At 71.1% G+C, this 21,341-nt stretch carries 21 protein-coding genes; 12 read left to right on the plus strand and 9 right to left on the minus strand.

The genetic code is table 11. The features are described 5' to 3' along the window. Nucleotides 1-60: 60 nt before the first annotated feature. The gene (locus ACWGI6_RS35030) at nucleotides 61-1,050 is read right to left on the minus strand and encodes a hypothetical protein (RefSeq protein ID WP_453271241.1); all 990 of its coding nucleotides are present in this window, start codon (nucleotides 1,048-1,050) and stop codon (nucleotides 61-63) included. A gap of 512 nt (nucleotides 1,051-1,562) precedes the next feature. Here ACWGI6_RS35030 and ACWGI6_RS35035 point away from each other — a divergent pair. From ACWGI6_RS35035 to ACWGI6_RS35045, 3 genes are all read left to right on the plus strand, one after another. After that, entirely contained in the window at nucleotides 1,563-1,754 is a 192-nt protein-coding gene (locus tag ACWGI6_RS35035; RefSeq protein ID WP_393904400.1) for a DUF6381 family protein, read from the plus strand. Between the two features lie 107 nt (nucleotides 1,755-1,861). Next, the gene (locus tag ACWGI6_RS35040; RefSeq protein WP_453271242.1) at nucleotides 1,862-2,758 is read left to right on the plus strand and encodes a DNA/RNA non-specific endonuclease; all 897 of its coding nucleotides are present in this window, start codon (nucleotides 1,862-1,864) and stop codon (nucleotides 2,756-2,758) included. A 105-nt stretch (nucleotides 2,759-2,863) separates the two neighbouring features. Further along, complete coding sequence (locus ACWGI6_RS35045) at nucleotides 2,864-3,130, plus strand: hypothetical protein (RefSeq protein WP_453271243.1); 267 nt, start codon at nucleotides 2,864-2,866, stop codon at nucleotides 3,128-3,130. 31 nt (nucleotides 3,131-3,161) lie between these two features. On the opposite strand, the gene ACWGI6_RS35050 is transcribed toward ACWGI6_RS35045, so the two are convergent. From ACWGI6_RS35050 to ACWGI6_RS35060, 3 genes are read right to left on the minus strand one after another with little or no spacing between them, the layout of a single operon-like run. Next, the gene (locus ACWGI6_RS35050) at nucleotides 3,162-4,190 is read right to left on the minus strand and encodes an ABC transporter substrate-binding protein (RefSeq protein ID WP_453271244.1); all 1,029 of its coding nucleotides are present in this window, start codon (nucleotides 4,188-4,190) and stop codon (nucleotides 3,162-3,164) included. Between the two features lie 43 nt (nucleotides 4,191-4,233). After that, a complete protein-coding gene (locus tag ACWGI6_RS35055) occupies nucleotides 4,234-5,106 on the minus strand; it encodes an ABC transporter permease (RefSeq protein ID WP_453271245.1) in 873 nt (290 codons plus the stop codon). Next, nucleotides 5,096-5,911, minus strand: coding sequence for an ABC transporter ATP-binding protein (locus tag ACWGI6_RS35060; RefSeq protein ID WP_453271246.1), 816 nt, complete (start codon nucleotides 5,909-5,911; stop codon nucleotides 5,096-5,098). The genes ACWGI6_RS35055 and ACWGI6_RS35060 overlap by 11 nt, the downstream gene beginning before the upstream one ends. 226 nt (nucleotides 5,912-6,137) lie before the next feature. Between ACWGI6_RS35060 and ACWGI6_RS35065 the strand changes: the two genes are divergently transcribed. The 7 genes from ACWGI6_RS35065 to aspA all read left to right on the plus strand — a co-directional run bounded on the left by ACWGI6_RS35065 (nucleotide 6,138) and on the right by aspA (nucleotide 14,339). Next, on the plus strand, nucleotides 6,138-7,814 hold the full coding sequence (locus ACWGI6_RS35065; protein ID WP_453271247.1) for a sensor histidine kinase: 1,677 nt from the start codon (nucleotides 6,138-6,140) through the stop codon (nucleotides 7,812-7,814). 96 nt (nucleotides 7,815-7,910) lie between these two features. Then, nucleotides 7,911-8,603: a response regulator gene (locus ACWGI6_RS35070; RefSeq protein ID WP_453271248.1), complete on the plus strand. Its 693-nt coding sequence runs from the start codon at nucleotides 7,911-7,913 to the stop codon at nucleotides 8,601-8,603. Nucleotides 8,604-8,728: 125 nt separating this feature from the next. Beyond that, nucleotides 8,729-9,334, plus strand: a complete 606-nt coding sequence (locus tag ACWGI6_RS35075; protein ID WP_453271249.1) for an N-acetyltransferase family protein — start codon at nucleotides 8,729-8,731, stop codon at nucleotides 9,332-9,334. 174 nt (nucleotides 9,335-9,508) lie between these two features. Further along, complete coding sequence (locus ACWGI6_RS35080; RefSeq protein WP_393904391.1) at nucleotides 9,509-10,246, plus strand: FadR/GntR family transcriptional regulator; 738 nt, start codon at nucleotides 9,509-9,511, stop codon at nucleotides 10,244-10,246. Next, the gene (locus tag ACWGI6_RS35085) at nucleotides 10,243-11,832 is read left to right on the plus strand and encodes an amino acid permease (RefSeq protein WP_453271250.1); all 1,590 of its coding nucleotides are present in this window, start codon (nucleotides 10,243-10,245) and stop codon (nucleotides 11,830-11,832) included. Before ACWGI6_RS35080 ends, ACWGI6_RS35085 begins: the two co-directional genes overlap by 4 nt. 2 nt (nucleotides 11,833-11,834) lie before the next feature. Further along, nucleotides 11,835-12,863 carry an asparaginase gene (locus tag ACWGI6_RS35090; RefSeq protein WP_453271251.1) on the plus strand — a complete coding sequence of 343 codons (1,029 nt, stop codon included), beginning with the start codon at nucleotides 11,835-11,837 and terminating at the stop codon, nucleotides 12,861-12,863. A 54-nt stretch (nucleotides 12,864-12,917) separates the two neighbouring features. Next, nucleotides 12,918-14,339, plus strand: a complete 1,422-nt coding sequence (gene aspA, locus ACWGI6_RS35095; protein ID WP_453271252.1) for an aspartate ammonia-lyase — start codon at nucleotides 12,918-12,920, stop codon at nucleotides 14,337-14,339. A 118-nt stretch (nucleotides 14,340-14,457) separates the two neighbouring features. Here aspA and ACWGI6_RS35100 read toward each other — a convergent pair whose 3' ends face one another. Beyond that, nucleotides 14,458-15,150, minus strand: coding sequence for a DUF2848 domain-containing protein (locus ACWGI6_RS35100; RefSeq protein WP_453271253.1), 693 nt, complete (start codon nucleotides 15,148-15,150; stop codon nucleotides 14,458-14,460). Nucleotides 15,151-15,341: 191 nt separating this feature from the next. On the opposite strand from ACWGI6_RS35100, the gene ACWGI6_RS35105 reads away from it, so the two are divergent. Continuing rightward, on the plus strand, nucleotides 15,342-16,664 hold the full coding sequence (locus ACWGI6_RS35105; RefSeq protein WP_453271269.1) for an MFS transporter: 1,323 nt from the start codon (nucleotides 15,342-15,344) through the stop codon (nucleotides 16,662-16,664). Nucleotides 16,665-16,725: 61 nt separating this feature from the next. Further along, nucleotides 16,726-17,520 (plus strand): carbon-nitrogen hydrolase family protein, encoded by a 795-nt coding sequence (locus tag ACWGI6_RS35110; protein WP_453271254.1) that lies wholly within the window; start codon nucleotides 16,726-16,728, stop codon nucleotides 17,518-17,520. Nucleotides 17,521-17,536: 16 nt separating this feature from the next. Here ACWGI6_RS35110 and ACWGI6_RS35115 read toward each other — a convergent pair whose 3' ends face one another. The 4 genes from ACWGI6_RS35115 to ACWGI6_RS35130 all read right to left on the minus strand — a co-directional run bounded on the left by ACWGI6_RS35115 (nucleotide 17,537) and on the right by ACWGI6_RS35130 (nucleotide 21,260). After that, nucleotides 17,537-18,163 carry a GntR family transcriptional regulator gene (locus ACWGI6_RS35115; RefSeq protein WP_453271270.1) on the minus strand — a complete coding sequence of 209 codons (627 nt, stop codon included), beginning with the start codon at nucleotides 18,161-18,163 and terminating at the stop codon, nucleotides 17,537-17,539. A gap of 126 nt (nucleotides 18,164-18,289) precedes the next feature. Then, nucleotides 18,290-18,961 carry a LutC/YkgG family protein gene (locus ACWGI6_RS35120; protein ID WP_453271255.1) on the minus strand — a complete coding sequence of 224 codons (672 nt, stop codon included), beginning with the start codon at nucleotides 18,959-18,961 and terminating at the stop codon, nucleotides 18,290-18,292. Then, entirely contained in the window at nucleotides 18,925-20,496 is a 1,572-nt protein-coding gene (locus ACWGI6_RS35125; RefSeq protein WP_453271256.1) for a LutB/LldF family L-lactate oxidation iron-sulfur protein, read from the minus strand. The genes ACWGI6_RS35120 and ACWGI6_RS35125 overlap by 37 nt, the downstream gene beginning before the upstream one ends. Then, the gene (locus ACWGI6_RS35130) at nucleotides 20,493-21,260 is read right to left on the minus strand and encodes a (Fe-S)-binding protein (protein WP_453271257.1); all 768 of its coding nucleotides are present in this window, start codon (nucleotides 21,258-21,260) and stop codon (nucleotides 20,493-20,495) included. The genes ACWGI6_RS35125 and ACWGI6_RS35130 overlap by 4 nt, the downstream gene beginning before the upstream one ends. Nucleotides 21,261-21,341: the final 81 nt, after the last annotated feature.

Below are 21,341 nucleotides of genomic sequence, written 5' to 3' on the forward strand. Positions count from 1 at the left end.
GGCCGAGACCCTGACCTGGGTCTCGGCCCGCGCCCTTGGCGGCCGTTGCGCCGTCGCCCGTTAGGCGCGCGCGGCGGCCGGACCTGCCTGGCGCGGGCGGAAGAGCAGCGCCGCGCCCGCGAGTCCGGCGCTGACCACCGCCAGTCCCACCGCCAGCAGCTCGGGCCACATGCCCGCGTCTCCCAGGCCGCTGCCCAGGGGGGCGAAGACGCCGGCCCGGGACAGCGCGTGCAGGGCGATGATGATCATCGCCGCGGCAGCGCTCACGGTCCAGACCAGGGCGGTGTCGCGCATCGCCAGCCAGCCGGCCAGCAGCAGGTACACGACGGCGATGGCCATCGAGAGCCCGGCGGCCGCCTGGGCGCCCTGCAGGTGCGACGAGTTCACCGGCAGATGGCTCAGACCGCACAGCGCCAGGGCCGCGGCGGCGGGCCAGCGCAGTACGGACCGCAGCACACCGGGGACCGCGTATCCCGGCTGCTGCCGGGCCGATGCATCGGCCGGGGAGGCCCACGGCGGGGCGCCGTGCGGCATGGCGCCGGGGGGGCGCTGGGACCAGGGCGTGCGCTGGGGCGGCTGGCTCATCACGGATTCGCGGTGTGCGGTGGGGATCGGCTGCCCGTTGCGGCCCAAGGGGCGGACATCAGGGTCGAGCACATGCATGGACGCGGTGGGTTCGGGCTCGCCGGGGTCACCGGGTCCGGGCGGGAAGTGATCGGCCATGCCCTGGAAACCGGCGCCGCCGTTCTTCGTACGGTCGAACAGCTCGATCAGCTGCGCCACCTCCTCGACGGACCGGTCGACGGCCACCGCGCGCAGCGCCTCATAGCTCGACTCTGCGGTGTGCGGGGTCGCCCGCAGCATGTCGAAGAGCGCGGCGACCTCGCTCACCGGCCGGGAAACCACCGCCATGCGCAGGGCTTCGTCCCCGGGGTTGGGAACGTCGCCGCTGCGCTGGAGCAGTTCCACCAGGGCGGCGACTTCCTCCAGGGGCCGATGGGTGACTGCCTCCCACAGAAGTGTGTGGGCCGAGCTGTTCTCAGGGGTCATGGGCGGAAAGTGCTCGCCGGGTTCTGTCGATGACAGTCCGGCGTCGCCCCCACAAAGTGCTGGTTCGGATGTCATGGAGGGACTCCACTGAACGAGGGGAGCGTCAAACACCAGAAGCGCTGACACTCGGCGGACGTTGAGAGTGCTGAGCTTCAGCCAACGTCCCTTCCGTGTGCCCCCGCCATTCAGGAAGGCCATCCGGTGGAGACACGCCGGTACGCCCGGGCGTGCCGCGCTCGACGGTCGCATATCGGCGGACCGGATCAGCGGGCGCCGGGCGGGGACTCGGATCGACGGCAGCGGATCGGTCCTCGACGGCGCGGCCCGGCCGCGCTCGGCGGGCTCCGGACGGCTCCGCGGACCCGCCGGAACGTGGTGTGGCGCCACCCGTTCTTCCCGGTGATTACGGTCGGGCAGCCGCCCTCACGGGGCGTAGCTCTTCGAGGTGCCGAGCGCCGCCGAGCCTGATTCGCTGGTAAGGCAGCTCTCCATACACCGTCCAAGGACAGATCATGAGCGCAACAGGAGAATCACGCGGACGCATCCAGCAGATGCGCGAGAAGGCCCAGGAATTGCAGGCGGCCGCGGAACGCGCGGGCGACCCGGAGGAGCGGAAGCGGCTCCAGGAGAAGGCCCTCAGGCTCCGGTCCCAGAGTGAGCAGGAAAGCGGTATGGCCAGCGGAGACATTTACCCCGCCGAGTAGGTCCGACCGGACCCCCGCGGGCGGAGCGAGGAGGTGCGCCCGGCTGTTCGAGTGGCTTCGGCGCGGGCGCCGATCGGCGGTCCGCGCCACCGGGAAGCGGTTACCGCATGATCCCATCCGATTCCCCATGGGCCGGAGGGGCGGTGGCCGGGACGGCGGCCGGGCAGTCCATGGCCGACCGTGCGGGCTATGACGAGCACTTCCTCGGAGTGCCCGTGCCGCTGCCGATGCCCAGCAGCCCCGCGGTGGAGACGGTGGTGCTGCCCTACACCCACTTCACCGTGGTGCTGCGCCCGGACCGGCGGATGGCGGCGGCCGCCGCGGTCTGTATCGACGGCGGGCGTCTGGTGGAGCAGGTGCCGCGGGAGAGCGGCTGGCAGTTCGATCCGCGGCTGGGCGAGGACCGGCAGACCGGCAACGAGGTGTACCGCGACAACTCCCTGGACAAGGGGCATCTGGTGCGCCGGCTCGATCCCGTGTGGGGTGGGGCCGCGGAGGCGCACCAGGCCAATGCGGACACCTTCCACTTCACGAACGCCGCCCCGCAGGCGGATGTGTTCAACCAGGGCAAGCAGGTCTGGCAGGGGCTGGAGAACCATCTGCTCGACGGCGTCGCCCGGTTCGACCGCAAGCTGGCCGTCCTGACCGGGCCCGTACTGCACGACTCGGACCCGCCCTACCGGGGCGTCCAAGTACCGATGCGCTTCTGGAAAGTGGTGGCGTTCCTCCGGGACGGCTCGCTGGCGGCGACGGCCTTCGTCCTCGACCAGAGCCCGGAACTGACCCGGGACGCCGAGCGGGCCCTGGCCGGCGCGACGCCGGGGGCGCCGCCGCCCCTGGGCGCGTTCCGGACGTTCCAGGTGCCGGTGGCGCATGTCGTCGAGCTCACCTCGCTGAACCTGGGGCCCCTCCCCGCCGCCGACCTGCTGCCCGCCGTACGCGCCCCGGGGGAACGCTGGAGACGGCTCGCCTCGCACGACGACATCGTGCTCCAGCACAGCTGAGCGGCGGGAGGCGCAAGTACCGGTCCCGGTGTCCACGCCGAGACCGGGACGGCACGGCGCGGCGACTACCCGGCGCACGACGGCCGGCGCAACGAACCGGAGTCGATGGGCCGGATGTTCATGGACATCTACCCCGTCAAAGGGCTGCGGCCCGGCACCGCCACGGAGCCGGTGCCGGGCCGGAACGTCGTCAGGCACGGCTGTTCCCCGCTGGGCGGCAACAGCGGCTCACCCGTCATCGACCTCACCGACCACCACTGTGTGCTGGGCCTGCAGTTCGGCGGCCGCTACGGCGGCGGCAATGTCGCCGTACCGCTGTGGCAGCTGGTGGACGATCCGTTGCTGGACCGGGCGGGGATCAACTTCGTATGAGCCGTGCCGTGGTGCCGTCCGCGAGCCGGCCCTACTTCTTGACGAATTCGGTGGTGTAGGTCTTCTTCAAGTCCACCGTGGCGTTCTTGAGGTTGGGGTTGAAGGCCTTCAGGACGCGTTCGACGGTGGCGGGGCCGTCGGCCGGCATCACCCCGTCCTTGGTGAACATCGGCAGGGTGGCCTTGATCGACTGGGCGTACAGTTCCTTGCCGCCCTGGGCGTAGTCGGACGGCATCTTCGCGGCGATCTGCTCGGCGGTGTGCGTGGACATCCACTTGAGGGTCTTCACGAAGGCGCGGGCCAGCTTCTGCACCGTCTCCTTGTGGCTGTTCACCCAGTCGGTGTTCATGTAGAGGCTGGACGAGGGGTAGGGGCCGCCGAGCGCCTTCTTCGAGCCCTCGGGGGTGCGCATGTCGATGAGGACCTTGCCGAGCTTCTTGTCCAGGATCTGCGCGACCGTCGGGTCCGTCGTCATCCCGCCCTGGATCGAGCCCTGTTGGAGGGCCGAGATGAAGGTCTGGCCGGCACCGACCGCCACCGGGGTGAACTCGTTCGTCTGCACACCGTTCTTGACCGCGAGGTACTTGGTCAGGAAGTCGGTGGAGGAGCCGAGGCCGGTGACGCCGAGCTTCTTGCCCTTGAAATCCTTGGCGGAGGTGAGGCCGCCGGACGCCTTGTCGGAGACGACTTCGACCTCGCCGGGGGCGTGCGCGAGCTGGACCACCGACTCCACCTGCTTGCCCTTGACCTGCAGATCGAGGGTGTGGTCGTAGAAGCCGACGACGCCCTGTACGTCGCCGGAGACCAGCGAGGTGGTGGCCTGCACACCGGCCGGTTCGGTCAGCAGCGTGACGTGGATGCCTTCGTCCTCGAAGTAGCCGAGCTGCTGGGTGAGTCTCGCGGGCAGATAGATGACCTTGTCGAGGCCGCCCACCATGATCTTGACCTTGCCGTTCGCATCGTCGGAGCCGGCGGCCGAGGAGCCGCCGCAGGCGGTGAGGGTGGTCAGGGCGAGGGTGGCGGCGGCCACGGCGGCCGAGATCTTCCGTGAGGTATGCATGGTCACGTCCTTGTGAGGTGGAAAGGGGTCGGTGGGGCGGGGTTCAGCGGCCGTCGCCGGCATCGGCCGGCTTCCAGCGGAAGAGCCGGCGTTCGAGGAAGGCCAGCAGCCCTTCGGCGAGCAGGGCGACGACGGCGAGGATCACCATGGCGGCGTACACACCGGCCGCGTTGAAGGTGCCCTGGGACGCCGCGACCAGCAGGCCGAGGCCCTTGGTGGCACCGATGTACTCGCCGACGATCGCGCCGATCAGCGCGAAGCCGAAGCTGACATGCAGGCTGGTGAAGATCCATGAGGTGGCGGAGGGGATCACCACCTGCAGGGTGACCTGGCGGTTGCTCGCGCCGAGGATCCGGGAGTTGGCGACCAGGTTGCGGTCGACCTCCCGTGCGCCCTGGAAGGCGTTGAAGAAGACCGGGAAGAAGACGAGGACGACGGCGGAGGCGACCTTGGAGGCCGGTCCGAGGCCGAACCAGATGAGGAAGATGGGGGCGAGGACGATGCGCGGCAGTGCGTTGAGCACCTTGATGTACGGGCCGAGTACCTCGGCGAGGAAGCGGATCCGGCCGAGCGCGATCCCCAGCACCACACCGCCGATCACGCCGATGACCCAGCCGAGGAGCGCTTCGTAGAGCGTGTACCAGATCTGCTCCCACAGCGAGCCCTGCGGGGTGCCGTGCAGCGCCCACTGGCTCATCTGGTTCCAGATCCTGGAGGGCATGGAGAAGTTGAAGGGATCGATGACGGCGGCGCGGGCCAGCCACTCCCACAGTCCGATCAGGACGACGAGCAGCAGCACCCGGGTGCCGTGGACCAGAATCCTGTGGTGGCGCGCAGCCCGCGCCCTGGCCTGCGAACGGTCCGTACGGTCCGCTCCGGCCGGGGACTTGACCGGGGTCACGGTCTCAGGCGACATCTGCGGCACCCCTCTCGCGGGTGATCCGGACCTCTTCGCCGAGCGAGGACCAGATCTCCCGGTAGATCTCGATGAACCTCGGTTCCAGACGGACCGACTCGACCTTGCGGGGGCGCGGCAGATCGATCTCGAAGACCTCCTTGACGGTGGCCGGGCCGGCGGTCATGACCACGACCTTGTCGGCGAGGGCGATGGACTCCTCCAGGTCGTGGGTGACGAAGACGACGGAGGCGCCGGTCCCCGACCACAGCTCCAAGAGCTCGTCCGACATCAGCGCCCGGGTCTGCACATCGAGGGCGGAGAACGGCTCGTCCATGAGCAGGAGTTCGGGGTCGTTGACGAAGGTCGCGGCGAGGGCGACGCGCTTGCGCTGCCCGCCGGAGAGCTGGTGGGGATAGCGGTCCTCGAAGGCCGCCAGCCCGACCCGGGCGAGCCAGTCCCGTGCCCGCTGCCTGGCCTCGGCCTTCGGTACACCGCGGAACCGGGGACCGGCCATCACATTCGACAGCACGGTGCGCCAGGGGAAGACCGCGTCCTGCTGGAAGACGAAACCGATCTTGTCCCCGATGCCGCGGACCGGCTCACCGGCGACCAGCACCTCGCCTTCGGTGGGCTCCTCCAGGCCGCTGACCAGGGTCAGCGTGGTGGACTTACCGCACCCGGTGGGGCCGACGACCGCGACGAACTCCCCGCGTTCGACGACCAGATCCAGATCCCGGACGGCGGTGTGCAGCGCCCCCGAGGGAGTCCGGAATGCCTTGCTCGTACCCCGTAGTTCGATAGCGGGGCTCGTGTGGCTGTTCATGGCTGGGGAGGCTAGAAGTGATCCGGGCCACAGCGGCAGCCTTGTGGGCGCAAGCCACCTTTCTGCGCGCAAGCCCTGTTGTGCTCATTTTGCTCACGCTAGAACGGCTAAGTCGTCACCAGGGGGTGCGCCTCCGCTCACTCACGGCTTACGGTGCGGGCACCGCGAGGTAAAAAGGAAGATTCGGTTCCGCAAGGGTGCGGGGGCCGGAGACAAGGGAGACCCCATGCGGATCCGCTGGCCCCGACGGGTCTTTGCGCAGGTGCTGACCGCACAAGTCACCCTGACCACCGGGGTCATGGTGCTCGCCACCGGCCTGTTCCTCGCCCCGCTCAGCTCCGAGCTGGACGACCAGGCGATGCGCCGGGCGCTGTCCATCGCCCAGACCACCGCCGCCGACCCGGACCTCGCCCGGGAGCTGGTCACCACCGGGCCGACGGCGCACGGTCCGGTGCAGGCCGACGCGGAACGGATCCGCACCGCGACCGGCGCGCTGTACATCGTCGTGATGGACACCCGCGGCGTGCGCTGGTCGCACACGAACACCGACGAGATCGGCCGGCACGTCTCCACCGACCCGAGCCGGACCCTCGCCGGACGGCAGGTGCGGCAGATCGACACCGGCACGCTGGGGCGGTCGGCCCGAGCCAAGGTGCCGCTGCGCGACGACCGCGGCCGGATCGTCGGCGCGGTGTCGGTCGGTATCGCCTACGACAGTGTCCGGGGTCGGCTGTTCGGCACCATCCCCGGGCTGCTGCGGTACGCGGGCGCGGCGCTGGCCGTCGGCGTACTGGCCGCGGTCGTGCTCTCCCGCAGACTGCGACGCCGTACGCACGGTGTGGCGTTCGCCGATATCTCCGCACTGCTCGACGAGCGGGAGGCGATGCTGCACGGCATCCGTGAGGGTGTCGTCGCCTTCGACCGGCGCGGCCGCATCCGGCTGGTCAACGACGAGGCCGCGCGACTGCTGAGCCTGGATACCCGGGCCGCCGGCCAGGCGTTGGACGAGGTGCTGCCGCCGGGCCGGACGACGGATGTGCTGGCCGGGCGGGTGGACGGCGCGGATCTGCTGGCCGTCAGCGGCGGACGGGTGCTGGTCGCCAACCGTATGCCGACCCCGGACGGCGGGGCGGTGGTGACCCTGCGGGACCGCACCGAGCTGGAGCTGCTCGGCCGTGAACTGGACAGTACCCAGGGGCTGTTGGACGCGCTGCGGGCCCAGGACCACGAGCATGCCAATCAGCTGCACACGGTGCGCGGGCTGCTGGAACTCGGCCGGCACGACAAGGCGGTGGAGTTCGTCAGCGAAGTGGCCAGTGCGCAGCGGGCCTCCGCGGAACAGATCGCGGAGCGGGTGCACGATCCGCTGCTCTCCGCGCTGCTCGTCGGCAAGGCCGCCATCGCGGCCGAACGCGGGGTGTCACTGCGGGTGTCGCCCGCGACGCTGCTGCCCGATGCGGTGGTCGATCCGCGCGACCTGGTGACCGTGCTGGGCAATCTCATCGACAACGCGCTGGACGCCACCGGGGAGCGCCGCTGCGACGAGCCGTTCGTCGAGGTCGAACTGCGGGCCGAGCGCACCACCGCCGTACTGCGGGTCTCGGACACGGGGCCGGGGGTGCCGCCGCCGCTACGGGAGCGGATCTTCGCCGAGGGCTGGTCCACCAAGGAGGCCCCGTCCGCCGCCGGAGCCCGGCCGGCCGCGCGCCCGGTGGCCTTCCACCGGGGCCGGGGCATCGGCCTGGCGCTGGTGCGCCGGCTCGCCGAGCGCTACGGCGGGATGGCCCGGGTGACCGCCCGCGCGGGCGGCGGCGCGGTCTTCACCGTCGTCCTGCCGGAGGCGCTCGCCCGGCAGGACGACTCGCGCGGGCATCAGCTCACGGCCGCGGGAGAGCCACGGTGAAGGGAGAAGCACGGTGACAGGAGCGCCACGACGGCCGGAGTGCGGCGGGCGAGCGGAGCCGCCGGAGCGAAGACCCCTGCCGAGCGGAGCAGCACGATGATCGATGTCCTGGTCGTGGACGATGACTTCCACGTCGCCGAGATCAATGCCGCGTATGTCTCCCAGGTATCCGGCTTCCGGGTCACCGGCCGTGCCCACACCGCCGCGCAGGCGCTGGCCGCCCTGGAGCGCGCCCCTGTCGATCTGGTGCTGCTCGACCACTATCTGCCCGACGAAACGGGCCTGGCGCTGGTGCGACGGCTGCGGCAGCTCGGCCACCGCACCGACGTGATCATGGTGACGGCGGCCCGTGATGTCGCCACCGTCCAGGACGCGATGCGCTGTGGTGCGCTGCAATACCTCGTCAAGCCGTTCGGCTTCTCCGGACTGCGCGCCAAGCTCGAAGGCTATGCCGCGCTGCGCCGGACCGTGGAGGGGGTGGGTGGCCGCGGTGAGGCGGGCCAGGAACAGGTGGACCGGATCTTCGGCGCCTTCCGGACCGCCGACGCCCCGCACACGGAGCTCCCCAAGGGCCACTCGGCGGCGACCGTCGATCTGATCCGCCGGGTCCTGGGTGCGGCCGGGCACCCGCTGTCCGCCCACGAGGTCGCCGAACGCGCCGGTGTCAGCCGCTCCACGGCCCAGCGCTACCTCAAACACCTCGAACGCAGCGGCCACATCATCCTGACCCTCAAATACGGCGACACCGGACGCCCCGAACACCGCTACCGATGGGCGAGCACCCACTGAACGGACCTGCGCGCGGCGGTCCGTACGGCCACCGCGGCCCGGCAGCTCACCCGCCACCGCGCTCAGCGGACCGGGTACCGCCACGGGCCGGACGGGACGTGCGGCCACACCGTAGGCTGCCGATCATGAATGGAGCGACGACCGGCGGGACGGGCCCAGGGCTCGACATCCTCGACGCGATACAGCTGTCCGCCGATCCGGAGCCGGCGGCCGCCTTCGCCGCGTCGGCACACCGGATCCTGGCGGACCTGGTCCGCGGCGGCGCACCGCTGGGCTGGGCCGAGCCGCCCCCGGCGGACGAGGTGGCGGAGCTCGTCGACCGTGTGCTGCGCGCCGCGCGGGCCGGGGACGGGGCGCTGCGTGCGGCGTACGCCGGCCGCCGGCTGGTCGGGCTGGGGTACTGGCTGCGCTATGCCCGTGCGACCAATCGGCAGCACGCGGACCTGGAGAAGCTCGCCGTGGCGTCCGAGGCCCATGGCCGCGGGGTCGGCCGGGCGCTGGCCACCGGCCTGGTCGAGGACGCCCGGGAAGCCGGGATCGAGGTCCTCACCCTGGACGCCCGGGGCGACAACACCAGGGCGCTGGAGCTCTACCGGTCGCTCGGCTTCCGCGAGTACGGCCGTCTCCCCGGCTTCGTCGCGATGGGCGGACGCCGCTACGACAAGGTCTTCTACATGCTGGACTTCCGCGGCAGCGGACCGTGTGACGAGGCGGCGCCGCACCCGCAATAGCGGCCTCGTCACACGGCGGCGCGGGGGACGTAGGGGCGAGGGCGCGAGGCGCCCCGGGACCGGGTCCGGACCGGATGCGGCGCAGGTCCGGGACCAGGTCCGGGTGCCGGCCCAGAGGAATCATCTGCGCCCCACCCCTTGACAGCTCCCCCGGCCGGGTCCGACGATCCCGGGGTGAACCTGTCAGACAGCCAGACAGCTGGCGATGTGCCCCGGCGGATCAGCGCGATGGAAGCCGTCCTGCACCACTTGCGCGGCGCCATCGAGCGGGGCGAGTACGCGGTCGGGGACAAGCTCCCCTCGGAGGCGGAGCTCTGCCGGCGGCTGGAGGTGAGCAGACCCGTGCTCCGGGAGGCGCTGCGCGCGCTCCAGACCATGGGCCTGACCGTCTCACGTACCGGCAAGGGCACCTTCGTCGTCTCCGACGGCGCGGTGGCGGACCCGACCTTCGGCGACTACGTGGCGAGCGACCTCCTGGAAGTGCGCCGTCACGTCGAGATCCCGGTGGCCGGTTACGCGGCGCTGCGCCGGACGCCGGAGGACCTCGATCAGCTGACCCATCTGCTGGAGCGGATGGAGCAGGAGACCGACACCACCGCATGGGTGGCGATGGACTCCCTCTTCCATCTCGCCGTCGCCCAGGCCGCCCGCAATCCGGTCTTCCGCAGAGTCATCGAGGAGATCCGCGATGCGCTGGCCCGCCAGTCGGCCTTCCTCAATGAGCTCGGCGGGCGGCGCGAGCAGTCGAACCGGGAGCACCGGGCGATCGTCGAGGCACTTGTCGACAGCTCCGAGCACGACGCGGTGGAAGCCATGACGCACCACCTCGCACGCGTCGAGACGACGCTGACCACCATCGTGCGGCCGCCACACCGTACGACCCCCTCCACGGAAGACGAGGATCACGCGTGAGCGAGCAATCCCTCCGGCAGGCGGAACGGCAGCAACAACAGGAAGCGGGGCGGGACGCCGCGCAACGGATATCGGGCGGGCATGTGGATGCCGGTGACGCCGGGTACCAGAAGTCCCTCACGTCCCGGCACGTCAACATGATCGCGATCGGCGGGGCGATCGGCACCGGGCTGTTCCTCGGCGCCGGCGGCCGGCTCGCCGACGCCGGGCCGTCGCTGGCCGTGGCGTATGCACTCTGCGGGCTGTTCGCCTTCCTCGTGGTGCGCGCCCTGGGTGAGCTGGTGCTGCACCGGCCGTCCTCGGGTGCGTTCGTGTCGTACGCCCGGGAATTCCTCGGTGAGAAGGGGGCGTTCGTCGCGGGCTGGATGTACTTCCTGAACTGGGCGACCACCGGGATCGCCGACATCACGGCGGTGGCGACCTATACGCACTACTGGGGCATGTTCTCCGATGTGCCGCAGTGGGTGATCGCGCTGATCGCGCTCGCGGTCGTGCTGACCGTGAACCTCATCTCCGTGAAGATCTTCGGTGAGCTGGAATTCTGGTTCGCGATCGTCAAGGTCGGTGCGCTGGTCGCCTTCATGCTGATCGGCATCTTCCTGCTGGTCACCCAGCATCCGGTCGCCGGCCACTCCCCCGGGCCCGCGCTGATCTCCGGCCACGGCGGGCTCTTCCCGACCGGGACACTGGCGATGCTGCTGGTCATCCAGGGTGTGGTGTTCGCCTACGCCTCGGTCGAGCTGGTCGGTGTCACGGCCGGCGAGACCGCGGAGCCGGAGAAGATCATGCCCAGGGCGATCAACTCGATCATGTGGCGGGTGGCGCTGTTCTACGTCGGCTCGGTGGTCCTGCTGGCCATGCTGCTGCCCTGGAGCTCGTACTCGGCCGGCGAGAGCCCCTTTGTCACCGTGCTGTCCAACGTCGGGGTGCCGGCCGCGGGCGGTGTGATGAACCTCGTCGTGCTCACCGCCGCGATGTCCAGCCTCAACTCCGGCCTCTACTCGACCGGGCGCATTCTGCGCTCGATGGCGATGTCCGGCTCCGCGCCGCGGTTCACCGGGGTGATGAGCCGCAGCCAGGTCCCCTACGGCGGCATTCTGCTCACGTCGGGAGTCTGCGTCCTGGGCGTGGGCCTCAACTACATCGTGCCGAGCGAGGCGTTCGAGATCGTGCTGAATTTCGCGGCGATCGGCATCCTCAGCACCTGGGCCATGATCATGGTCTGCCATCTGCTCTTCTGGCGGAAGGCCCAGGCCGGGCTGCTGGTCCGCCCCGGCTACCGGCTCCCCGGCTCGCCCTGGACCGAGATCGTGACGCTGGCCTTCCTGGCCTTCGTCCTGGTGCTGATGTGGGCCGACGGCGGCGCCGGCCGTACGACCGTGCTGTCGCTGCCCGCGGTCGCGGCCGCGCTGATCGGGGGCTGGTTCCTGGTACGGGGCCGGGTCGGCACCCTCCGGGACGCGGCGGCGCGCGACAGCGACGGGCAGACGGCCGCCGACGGCACCGGCCTCACGGCGGGCACCGGCAGCGCGGCCCGCACCCCGCACCCCGAAGACCCCAACAGCAGCGAAAGTACCGAGAACTGATCATGAGTCAGAGCACCACCCTGCCGCCGCACCGCGCTCCGGGCGAACCACCCGCGGTCCGCGAACCGGCCCACGTCCCCGTCGCCCATGTGGTGCGCGGAGGACTCGTCGAGGGCGTCCACCACGGCTCGGTCGTGGTGCTGGCGGCCGACGGGGGCGTGGAATTCCAGGCGGGCGACATCGAGGCCGCGTTCTACCCGCGCTCGGCGCTCAAGCCGGTCCAGGCGGTCGGTCTGCTGCGCGCGGGGCTGCCGCCGCTCGACGACGAGGCGCTGGCCCTCATCGCGGCCAGCCACTCCGGTGAGGAACGGCATCTGGCCACCGCCCGGCGCATCCTGGCCACCGCCGGGATCGCCGAGGACGAGCTGCGCAATGTCCCCGATCTGCCGTACGGCCCGGACGTACGGGACGAGTGGCTCCGCCGCGGCCTCGGGCCCACCCGCCTCGCGCAGAACTGCTCGGGCAAGCACGCGGCCATGCTGCTGACGGCCCGCGCCCGGGGCTGGTGCCCGGACAACTACCTCGACCCCGGGCACCCGTTGCAGCGGGAGCTCGCCGCCACCGTGGAGGACCTCACCGGCCAGGGCATCGCGCGGGTCACGGTCGACGGCTGCGGCGCTCCGCTGTTCTCGGTGTCCCTGCACGGTCTGACACGGGCCGCCGCCCGGCTGGCGACGGCCGCCTCCGGCACCGACGAGGGCCGGGTCGCACACGCCATGCGCGAGCACCCGGAGATGGTCTCCGGCAGCGGCCGGGACGTTGCCCGCCTGGTGCGGGCGGTGCCCGGTCTGCTCGCCAAGGACGGCTTCGAAGGCGTACAGATCGCGGCGCTGCCGGACGGGCGGGCGGTCGGCGTGAAGATAGCCGACGGCGCCGACCGCGCCCGGATGCCGGTCACGGCGGCGGCCCTGGCGCACTGCGGGGTCGACCCCGCCGTCCTGGCCCCCTTCGCCGCCACCCCCGTCATCGGCGGTGGCGCACCGGTCGGGACGCTACGGGCGACGGAGGCGCTGACTCCGCACCACAACTGACGCTGCGTCAGTACACGGCACTCCTCCCCCAGCTCACAAAGGACCACCTGCACCATGACTGCCGCCGGCCACCGCCGCGAACACGATCTGCTCGGCGACCGCGAGATACCCGCCGACGCGTACTGGGGCGTGCACACCCTGCGCGCCGCGGAGAACTTCCCCATCACCGGTACGCCCATCGCCGCCTACCCGCACCTGATCAATGCGCTCGCCGCCGTCAAGGAGGCCGCGGCCCGGGCCAACCAGGACCTCGGGCTGCTCGATCGGGAGCGGGCCGACGCGATTGCCGCCGCCTGCCGGGACATCCGGGCCGACGGGCAGCTGCACGACCAGTTCATCGTCGATGTCATCCAGGGCGGTGCCGGCACGTCGACGAACATGAACGCCAACGAGGTCATCGCCAACCGGGCGTTGGAGATCCTGGGCCACGACAAGGGCGACTACCGTCATCTGCACCCCAACGAGCACGTCAACCTCAGCCAGTCGACGAACGACGTCTACCCGACGGCCGTGAATGTCGCCACGATCATCGCCGTGCGGGAACTGCTCGATGCGATGACCGTGCTGCGCGAGGCCTTCGCGGCCAAGGCCGAGGAGTTCCGCGACATCCTCAAGATGGGGCGCACCCAGCTCCAGGACGCGGTGCCGATGACCCTGGGCCAGGAGTTCTCGGCGTACGCGGTGATGCTGGAGGAGGACCAGAGCCGGCTGGCGGAGGCCGTCCTGCTCATCCACGAGATCAACCTCGGCGCCACCGCCATCGGCACCGGTCTCAACGCCCCCAAGGGGTACGCCGAAGCGGCCCGCGAGCACCTGGCCGCCCTCACCGGCCTGCCCCTGGTCACCGCTGCCAACCTCGTCGAGGCCACCCAGGACTGCGGGGCGTTCGTCCATCTGTCGGGTGTCCTCAAGCGTGTCGCCGTCAAACTCTCCAAGAGCTGCAACGATCTGCGGCTGCTCTCCTCCGGCCCGCGCGCGGGCCTTGCGGAGATCAATCTGCCGCCGGTACAGGCCGGTTCGAGCATCATGCCCGGCAAGGTCAACCCGGTGATCCCCGAGGTCGTCAACCAGGTCGCCTTCGAGGTCATCGGCAACGACGTCACCATCACCATGGCCGCCGAGGCGGGCCAGCTGCAGCTCAATGCCTTCGAGCCGGTGATCCTGCACTCCCTCTCGGAGAGCATCACCCACCTCGGGGCTGCCTGCCGCACCCTCGCCGAGCGCTGCGTCTCGGGCATCACCGCCAATACGGAGACGCTGCGCGCAAGTGTGCAGAACTCCATCGGGCTGGTCACCGCGCTCAACCCGCACATCGGCTACACCGCCGCCACCGCGATCGCGAAGGAGGCGCTCGCCACCGGGCGCGGCGTCGCCGAACTGGTCCTGGAGCAGGGGCTGCTCCCGGCCGACCGGCTCGCCGCCCTGCTGCGCCCGGAGGAAATCGCCGGTACGGGCGGTGCCGTGGCCACCGTCTGAGCCTGGCCGGACCGCGGCAGTTCCGGGACCCGCTCCCGTACGGGCCGGGCAGGCGCCCCCTTCGGGGTGCCCGCCCGGCCCGCGGTCGTGGACGGGCTGCCGGTGTGCACGGCGCCGGTCAGCCGATCGGCTCCGGCATCGGGACGACGTCGTAGGCGAGCTCGATGACATGGCCGGTGGCCGGGTCGGCGAGTTCGACACGCCAGCGGGCCGCGAACTGGTCGACACCCTCGCGCATCGGGATGGTTCCCGATATCAGGACCGTGCCGGGCCGCAGATCGCCGCGCTCGCGCAGGACCTCGGTCCAGTAGCCGGGGGTGAGCAGCTCGCCCGCCGTGCCGTCCTGCAGGAGGACCTCCTCGCCGCCGCCGACGGGGGTCACCCACGCGCGCAGGGTCAGGGTGTCGAGGCGGTCGGCGACCTCGGCCAGTCGCCATGCCGTACGGGCGAGCACATCGGGTCCGGCGTTCTTGCTCCAGGCCACGCCATGCGCCTCCAGTGCGCGGTCGGTGTGGTCGCAGGCCGCGGTGAGGAGCAGATCTCCGGTGTCGTCCACGACGAGCGCCCACTCCGCCTCGCCCGAGGTACGGGCGTGCTGCACCGGCACCTGAGCGGTCTGCTGGCCCAGGTAGGGCGCGACCGGGTAGAGGGCGGGGACGGTGGACGGTGCGGGCACGCCGAGTTCGGCCAGTTCCGCGACATGGGCGGCCACATCGTCCTGACTGCGGCCGGCGTACCCGGCGTTGAGCAGCCTCGACACCTCGACCCTGCGCTGCGTGCCGTCAGGGAGCTCGAAGGTCAGAGCGGCCATGGTTCCTCCAGGTCACAGTGGGTTGCGCGGAAGTAAATTCGCCCCCCGGAAGGGTTGCGCATACGCCTTGTATACAGCAAGTATGCCCTGCAGTGCAGCAACCGATTCCGAGGTGGCCCTGACCCATGGACAACGAAGAACACCGCGGTGCGCAGCTCCGCAAGGCACCCCGCCCCGACCGTGGTGCGCTGGTGCGCGCCTTCGTCGCCAGCCTGACCGGCACCTCGCTGGAGTGGTACGACTTCGCGGTCTACTCGGCCGCGTCGGCGCTCGTCTTCGGCAAGCTTTTCTTCCCGTCGGCGGACCCGCTGACCGGCACCCTGCTGGCGTTCTCCACCTATGCCGTCGGCTATGTCTCGCGACCCATCGGCGGGTTCCTCTTCGGGCGGCTCGGGGACGTCATCGGCCGCAAGAAGGTGCTGGTGGCGACGCTGGTGCTGATCGGTACCGCGACCTTGCTGATCGGCCTGCTGCCCACCCAGGCGACCATCGGCCCGGCCGCGCCGGTGCTGCTGGTCCTGCTGCGCTTCGCCCAGGGCGTCGGTGTCGGCGGCGAGTGGGGCGGCGCCGTGCTGCTGAGCAGTGAGTACGGGGATACCCGCAGGCGCGGCTTCTGGGCCTCGGCGGCACAGATCGGCCCGCCCGCCGGCAATCTGATGGCCAACGGTGTGCTGGCGACCCTCGGCGCGCTCCTGACGGAGCAGCAATTCCTGGCCTGGGGCTGGCGGATCGCCTTTCTGCTGTCCGGTGTCCTGGTGGTCTTCGGGCTGTGGATCCGGATGCGGCTGGAGGAGACCCCGGTCTTCCGGGCCATGGAGGCGAGCGGCAGCCGGCCCGAGGCGCCGATCCGTGAGGTGTTCACGACCCAGCCGCGGGCCCTGGCGGCCGCGATCCTCAGCCGGGTCGCGCCGGACGTGCTCTATGCGATGTTCACCGTCTTCGTCCTCACCTACGCCACCGAGCAGCTGGGCCTGCCACGGGGGAAGGCGTTGGCGGCCGTACTGATCGGCTCGACGCTGCAGATCGTGCTGATCCCGCTGGCCGGGGCGCTGTCGGACCGCTGGAACCGGCGCCGGATGTATCTCGCCGGCGCGGTCGCGGCGGCGGTGTGGCCGTTTGTGTTCTTCCCCATGGCGGACAGTGGTTCGTGGGGGCTGCTGGTGCTGGGCGTGGTGGTGGCGCTGGCGATCCACTCCCTGCTGTACGGGCCGCAGGCCGCGTTCGTCGCCGAGCAGTTCACCCCCCGGTTGCGCTACACCGGCTCCTCGCTGGCGTACACGCTGGCCGGGGTGATCGGCGGGGCCGTCGCGCCACTGCTGTTCACCGCGCTGCTGGGCTCGTTCGGCAGCTGGCTGCCCCTGGCGCTGTACCTGGCCGGGACCGCCGTGGTCACCATCGTGGGCGTGCTGCTGGGACGGGATCCGGCGCACGATGAGGACGAGGAGTACACCCGCCTGGCGCACGGCGCCGGGCAGCCGGCGGGCAGGATGACCTCGGGTGCGTCCGGCATCTGAGGCGGCCGGCCCGCGACCGGGTCCCGACGACACCGACCGGAACGAGAGAAGAGAGATCCGTATGCGCATCGCGCTGTGCCAGATGACGGCATCGACCGATCCGAAGGAGAACCTCGCGGACGTCCAGGACCAGGTCCGGCACGCGGCGCGCGAGGGGGCCCGGCTGGCGGTCCTTCCCGAGGCGGCCATGGTGCGGTTCGGGGTACCGCTGGCTCCGGTGGCCGAGCCGCTGGACGGGCCGTGGGCCGAGGGGGTGCGAGCGGTCGCCCGGGAGACGGGGGTGACGGTGGTGGCGGGCATGTTCACGCCCGCGCCCGACGGGCGGGTGGCCAACACCCTGCTGGCCACCGGACCCGGGGTCGAGGAGTCCTACGACAAGATCCATCTGTATGACGCGTTCGGGTTCCGGGAGTCCGACACGGTCGCCGCGGGCACTCGGGTGGTGACCATCGATGTCGACGGCGTCCGGGTGGGCCTGGCGACGTGTTACGACCTGCGGTTCCCCGAGCTGTTCCGGGCGCATGCGGACGCGGGGGCGACGGTATCGGTGCTGCCCGCCTCCTGGGGCGCGGGACCGGGCAAGCGCGCGCAGTGGGACCTGCTGGTGCGGGCGCGCGCCCTGGACGCGACGGTCTGGCTGGCGGCCGTGGGCCAGGCCGCCCCGGATCCGCAGGCCGATCCGGAAGCACCCACCAAGGCACCGAACGGTGTCGGGCACAGCGCGCTGATCGGCCCCGACGGGACCGTCCGCGGACAGCTGGGCGGCACCGCGGACCTGCTGGTCGGGGACGTGGACGCCGAGGAGGCCGCCCGGGTCAGGCGGGCCGTGGCGGTGCTGGACAACCGGCGGCTGTAGGGCCCGGCCGCGGGGATCAGGCGGCCAGGAGGATGCGCTGGGTCGCCCGGATGTGGCTGTCGATGGCCGCACAGGTGGCCGCGGCATCACCCGCCACCAGGCCGTCGAGGATCTCCCGGTGTTCGGCGAGCACCTCGTCCTGGCGGTTGCCCGAGCGATAGAGCGCGAGGACGCCGGCCCTGATCTGGCGGCTGCGCAGGGCGTCGTACTGGCGGCTCATCAGGGTGTTGCCGACGGCGGCGACGAGGGTGGCGTGGAAGCGGTGGTCGGCGGCGATGAACTCCTTGGTGGTGTGCTCGCCCCGCAGGGTGTCCTGGTGGGCCAGGATGTCCGCCATCTCGTCGAGGGGTGCGGTGCCCCGCTCCGTCGTGCGCTCCGCGGCGAAGCGCTCGATCAGGCCGCGCATCTCCATCAGGTCCCTGATCTCGCGGCCGGACAGCGGGGCGATATGCGCGCCGCGCTTGGGCACCAGCCGCACCAGGTCCTCGGCGGCGAGCAGCAGCAGGGCCTCGCGGATCGGAGTGCGGGAGACGCCGATCCGGTCCGCGATCTCCTGCTCGGACAGGAACCGGTCCTGCATCTCCGGGTCGGTCAGCACGCTGTCCTTGAGATACGCGTAGGCCTTCTCGCGCCCCGACTGCATCGCCCGCTCTCCCCCACTCGTGACATCCCGCACCGACTGCATACAAGCTGTATGCGCAGGTTACACGCTGGGCGGGCCATCAGCCGGGGACGGAGGTCCGGCCGCTGTGCGGCGTACCGGAACCGCTCACACGTCGGTACGGATCACCACCTCCAGGGTGCGGGGGCCGTGCACGCCCTCCACGCGCTCAAGCTCGATGTCGGAGGTGGCCGAGGGGCCGCTGATCAGCGTGATCGGGTGCTCCGGCAGGAGCTGTGCCACCGCCTCCGGCACACCGGTCCGCACCGACGACAGGTCGACGACGCACACATGCAGGTCGGGGACGAGTGTCAGTGCGCGCCGTCCCTGGTCCGCCGCGGCGCCGTCCAGGAAGATCGTGCCGGTCTCGGCGCAGCTGACGGCGGAGGCCGTCACCACGCCGTCCAGGACGTCGAGCAGGGGCACCGGAATGTCCGGGGAGTCCGTCAGGGTCTCCCCGTCGTAACCGGCCAGCCAGGCCGGATCGAGTCCCGGAGGTACCCCGATCCTCCGCGCCCCGCGCGCATGGAGCACCTCGGCGATCACCGCCGCGGTGGCGTCGGCCGTGCAGGTGCGCACCTGTGCCTGGTAGTCGACGAGCCGGTCGACGATGAGGGCGAGTCGCTCTCCGTCGGGGAGGGAGCTCCCGGTGCGGTAGGCGCGGGGAACGCTCACCTCGGGCCGGCGGGAGAGGGCCAGGGCGTCCTGGACGCGTCGGAGCACCGTCTCACGTGCGGTCGCGGTCACGGCGCCTCCTGCGGATCGTCGTCGGTGTGCCATGCGCCTTCGTCCGCCGCCGCCCGCATCGTGGCCGCGCCCTCGGCCGATGCGAGCCAGGAGCGGAAGGACTGCTTGGGCGGGGCGGGGGTGTCGCGACTGTCGCTCCAGCCGTGGAGCGGCGGCGGCAGACGGGAGAACGTGCCGTCCCGCCCCGCCAGCACGCGCCCGAGTCCCGCCGCCTTCTGTGCGGCCGTGAACAGCTTCGGCTGCTTCATGACGGCGGCCGCGGCCTTCATCGCCAGCTTCTCGGCGGTCGTTCCGGACTGCTCGGTGTGCTGGTGCCGCAGCTCGACCAGCAGCGACGGAATGTCGATCTTCACCGGGCAGGCGTCGAAGCAGGCTCCGCACAGCGTGGAGGCGTACGGCAAGGAGCTGTTGGGATCGTCCTTGGCCGCATGCATGCCGGCGAGCTGCGGGGTGAGCACCGCGCCGATCGGGCCGGGGTAGGTCGATCCGTAGGCGTGGCCGCCGGTCCGCTCGTACACCGGGCAGACATTGAGGCAGGCCGAGCAGCGGATGCAGTTGAGCGCCTCGCGCCCGATCGTGTCCGCGAGCGCGGCCGTACGCCCGTTGTCGAGCAGCACGAGGTGGAATTCCTGCGGGCCGTCGCCCGGCGTCACCCCCGTCCACAGCGAGGTGTACGGATTCATCCGCTCACCGGTCGAGGACCGCGGGAGCAGCTGAAGGAAGACTTCGAGATCCTGGAAGCGCGGCAGGAGCTTCTCGATGCCCATGACGGTGATCAGCGTCTCGGGCATGGTCAGGCACATCCGGCCGTTGCCCTCGGACTCGACGACCGACAGGGTGCCCGTCTCGGCGATCCCGAAGTTGGCTCCGGAGACGGCCACCTTGGCCGTCATGAACTTCTCGCGCAGATACGCGCGTGCCGCGGCCGCCAGCTCGGCGGGGGCGGCGTCCAGTGCGGGGTCGACGCCGGGGATCCGGCGAAGGAAGATCTCCCGGATCTCTTCGCGGTTGCGGTGGATCGCGGGAACCAGGATGTGCGACGGCCGGTCATCGGCGAGCTGCACGATCAGCTCGGCCAGGTCGGTTTCGAGGGCGGTGATCCCCTGGTTCTCCAGGTGCTCGTTGAGGCCGATCTCCTGGGTGGCCATCGACTTGACCTTGAGGACCTCGTCGTTGCCGGTCCGCTTGACCAGCCGGGTGACGATCTCGTTGGCCTCGACGCCGTCGCGGGCCCAGTGGACGGTGCCGCCGCGTTCGGTGACCTTCCGCTCCAGTTGCTCCAGCAGCTCGGGCAGCCGGTTCATGGTGTCGGTCTTGATCGCCGAGCCGGCGTCGCGCAGCTGCTCCCAGTCGGGCAGTTCGCCGGTGACGGCCAGGCGCTTGGCGCGGATGGAGTGAGTGGCCTTGCCCAGATTGCGGCGCAGTTGCTCGTTGCCCAGCCCTTCGTGGGCGGCCTTGGGGAAGGTGCGCTCGCCGCGCAGATGGCCCGTTCCGTGCGGGGAGCGCGGGGGGACGGCGGGCATACCCAGGAAGGTGCCGCTCGTCGAGGGGCCGGTCGGGCTGCTCATCGGGCGGCCTCCGTCAGGGCGTACGGCGCGGTGCGGCAGGAAGCGAGGATCTGCGCCAAGTGCAGCGTCCGCGTACCGGACTTGAGGCGCGAGAGACCGCCGCCGATGTGCATCAGACAGGACGAGTCGCCCGCCGTGCACACGTCGGCGCCGGTGCCGGTGATGTGGCCCGTCTTGTCCCGCAGCATCGCCGAGGACGTCTCGGCGTTCTTGACCGCGAAGGTGCCACCGAAGCCGCAGCATGCGTCGGCCTCGGGCAGCTCCACCAGGTCGATGCCCTCGACGGCGCGCAGCAGCCGCAGCGGCTTCTCGCCGACCCGCAGCATCCGCAGTGAATGACAGGTGGGGTGGTAGGTCACCCGGTGGGGGAAGTACGCACCGACGTCGGTCGCGTCGAGTACGTCGACGAGGAACTCTGACAGCTCGTACGTCTTGGTCTTCACGGTGGCGACCCCGGCGCGCAGCGCGGCGTCCCCGTACCGCTCGGCGACGATCTCGTGCTGGTGGCGGACCGATCCCGCGCACGATCCTGACGGCATCACCACCGCCTCGATCGTCGGGTCGCCGAACTGCTCGGCGAAATTCCGTACCAGCGGCACCGGCTCACGCTGATAGCCGGTGTTGACGTGCATCTGACCACAACAGGTCTGCTGCGGCGGGAACACCACGTCATGGCCCAGTCGGGCCAGCAGGACCGCGGTGGATTTCACCGCCTCCGGGAAGAGCGTGTCTCCCAGACAGGTGGCGAAGAGTGCGATGCGCATGGAGCCTCCCTGGGGCTTATGGTCCGACCATACTCGCTTCAGACCGAAGAGAAAAGTAAGGGCGAAGTTTGGTCCGACCTT

The sequence above is a fragment of the Streptomyces sp. NPDC054786 genome, from assembly GCF_053611685.1.